3 protein-coding genes are annotated in these 2,927 nt (G+C 58.8%); all 3 read right to left on the bottom strand.

What is annotated here, in order from left to right:
* Positions 1-95: 95 nt before the first annotated feature.
* The 3 genes from ROE7235_RS19160 to ROE7235_RS19150 are packed head-to-tail and all read right to left on the bottom strand — an operon-like array spanning position 96 to position 2,775.
* Positions 96-1,049: an FAD-dependent oxidoreductase gene (locus tag ROE7235_RS19160; protein WP_121097565.1), complete on the bottom strand. Its 954-nt coding sequence runs from the start codon at positions 1,047-1,049 to the stop codon at positions 96-98.
* 11 nt (positions 1,050-1,060) lie between these two features.
* Positions 1,061-1,498: a sugar dehydrogenase complex small subunit gene (locus ROE7235_RS19155; RefSeq protein ID WP_121097563.1), complete on the bottom strand. Its 438-nt coding sequence runs from the start codon at positions 1,496-1,498 to the stop codon at positions 1,061-1,063.
* An 8-nt stretch (positions 1,499-1,506) separates the two neighbouring features.
* On the bottom strand, positions 1,507-2,775 hold the full coding sequence (locus ROE7235_RS19150; RefSeq protein WP_147434283.1) for a hypothetical protein: 1,269 nt from the start codon (positions 2,773-2,775) through the stop codon (positions 1,507-1,509).
* Positions 2,776-2,927: the final 152 nt, after the last annotated feature.

Below are 2,927 nucleotides of genomic sequence, written 5' to 3'. Positions count from 1 at the left end.
CGGGCAGTTCAGTGATGGTAGTCTCTGGCATGTGGCATATCCCTTTCTCGACTGAGAATTGACGGCGTCTGAACACCGCCATGATATGCCGCCCCTCAGGGCATCACCAACTTTCGCGCGTTTCTCTGCCCGTTCGCGTCGATGTCCAGATCGCTGACCACAGCCTGCGTCACCGTGGTCACAAAATTGGTGCTTTCCGCTTCTTGCAGCGTCAGGGTGGCATCGTATTTCGCCTGTATCGGGCAAATCGGGATACAACTGGAATTGCCCTGACAGGCGGGACGTCCATTGCGGTATTCGGAATTGCGGCCCTGCGGCGTGCAGGTCAGTTCCATGTCCTGCCCGTCGAATTGCAGCCCCTGAAGCGTTTGCGCCAGAGCCTGATCCGACACGCTCATGGGGATGCGCCTCATCGGATATTCATAGCCATTGGGGAATTGCGGGCCCAGATACGGCTCTAGCGCACGCTGATCGCCGACATCCGCCGAAACACCGATAGCATCTTCGGCGCGCGCGTAGTCGTCATAGAGTTCCGTCAGCGTGATCGGCCAGTCCACCAGTTGTCCATAGGTCGATTCCATTTTGAAATCCCGCTCGGTAAACCGAAGCGAGGTTCCCAACCAATGCCATGTCGTGCCGCCGGCCATGCGTTCATAGGTCGAGAGAAACGGCAATTCAGTGGTGGTGGTATAGGTCAGGTAGCTTTGCCGATTGAAGGCGACGAATTTGGCCGGTGATCCGTTCCATTTCTGAAATTCGGTCAGGCCGGGCCATGCGAATGTCATTGCGGTCATCGGGCGCGGCGCGGCTTCTTCATTCGGGTCATGCGCGGGGTCATTGCCGTGCCAATACGGCGGATAGGGTGTATTCGGCAGCTTCGCGGTGGCGGTCAGATAGGTTTCGTGAAACGACTTGCGATCGTCGCGGTCGCGCGGCCCGGATTCAAGGATCAGCACCCGCACACCTTGCCGTGCCAGTTCTCGGGCCATCAGAGCACCCGCAATTCCGGCGCCCACAATCACGACGTCATAATCGGTGCTGGCTCCCATATTCGCGCCCCCTACAGGTAATCATTCAGCGGCGCAGGCGGGTTTGCCCAGTAGCCGAATTGCTGCGTGCTGACCCCGGTCGGATGGGCCTGAACCGCGCGCCAGACAAGCGCCTGTGCATAGTGGTTGCCAGAGGGGATTTGCAGGTTTTCCGGGTCATTAAGCGGAGCAACCTGCCCCAAATACCAAAACGCCATCAGCGCCCGCGCGGTATCTTCAACCGGGCTGCCAGCGTCAAGGATCGCTTTGCCAATATCATTCGGCGCGTCGCCAGCCTGCACGTGCGCGTCATAAACCGACAGCAGTTTCGCCATGTGACCAGAGCCATAAATTTCGTCGAACACGCCAAAAAAATCCGCGCTTTGCTGAGCAAATTCCAGCGTCTGCACAGTGAAGCCCGTCAGCAAAGCCGACAAATCGAAAAACGCGGATGGGGGTTGGATGCTCATCGCAACGCTCAGTCCTTTGCGGTCACGCGTGACAGGATATAGGTGAAATCGGACGGCTTTGCGCTTGCAGTTGCCGTCGCGCGGTTGTGGCAGGCAATGCAGCTGGAGCTGACCGGGGGTGTGTCGCCCTGCAAAAAGGTCTCTATCGTTGTGTTGGCTAGGTAAGGCGGAAACGGTCGCCCCTGCGGGTCGGTCGGGTCCGTGGGCCGTTGCGGGTATTGCGTTCCGACCAGCATGTAATTTGCCCAGACCGAATTTGGATTCACATCGCGCAACGCCTGCTGGAAGCTTGCGGTCATGGCGGCGGTTTGCGGATCAATTGGTGTGACACGTTCCACCTGCACGGAATATTGGCCCGGATTTTGCGGGTTCCACGGCGTTTCGGGCAAAGCATTGGGCACACAGCTTGAGGTTGGTTGGCGGGACGCGCAATCGGCATCGTAGAAATTGTAATGCCCGCCGGGGCGGGCTTCACCTTTGTCCGGGGCATTGTCGACATGCTCGAAAGTGGACCAAATCCATTGCGGCGCGGATTTCGTCTTGGTCGAGATATGAAAGCCGACAAGGCCAAGCAGCTCTGGCGCACAGGTATTCGCCTGTTCGTCGACCACATAGGCGCGCGAGACGTGAAAGCGGGTCGGATCATCGCCCACGCCCAGAACCTTCCACGCCGCCTTGACCATGATTGCCCCGATTTGCCCGGTGTCGAGCGATCCTGCCGGAAAGTCGATCTGGCCAAACGCGTTCAGACCCGCCTGAGTGTAAAGCCCGTTGTCGCGGATATAGTCATACATCGGCGCGTTGATCAGAATTTCATAGCGTACATAGGCACCGTTTCGGTCGATCAAAGGCCCCGCCTGCGCTTGGTCGAACAGACCGACGACTCCATGCATCTTGGCCGTATGGCTTATAACGCGGCTTACATCTTGCGCGCCCGAGACTGCCTTGCAGGCGGCAGGCACCTGCATTGGAGTGCCCCATGGTGGCGGCGTCTGACCATCCGTAACCAGCACCTGAAAGTCCTCCATCCAACTGGACCACAGGGTTTCGTTGTCGCCGGTCTTCCCAAGCACTGTGCCATCGGGGGACGAATTCAGCGCAACAAAGCTCATCCATGAAAACAGGTCATAAGCCGCATGATCCCCCAAAACAGGGGTGCCCGCCGCACCATGCGCAACATCGACCGGGTGCGCGGCAGTCAGGACTGGCCAATCAGCCGCGTCCTTGGGCCCCGCCCAGGCATAAAGCGCCGCCGCCGCGACAAAAGCGGTTGCCACAACCAAACCAGCCCGGCGTTTGACGCTAGTGTTCTGAGTCTGACACTTCCTACCTGTTTCCGCGAATTTCATCGAGCGCGTTCAGAGCGCGGCGTTCCCGGGTGAGGATGTCCTCGGCGGTTTTGGTCCATTTGAAGGGTTTGGGCTTGTCG

The organism is Roseinatronobacter ekhonensis, from assembly GCF_900499075.1.
Classification (GTDB): domain Bacteria; phylum Pseudomonadota; class Alphaproteobacteria; order Rhodobacterales; family Rhodobacteraceae; genus Roseinatronobacter; species Roseinatronobacter ekhonensis.
The sequence above is the reverse complement of the archived record's forward strand: the minus strand, read 5'-3'. Positions and strand labels throughout refer to the sequence as shown.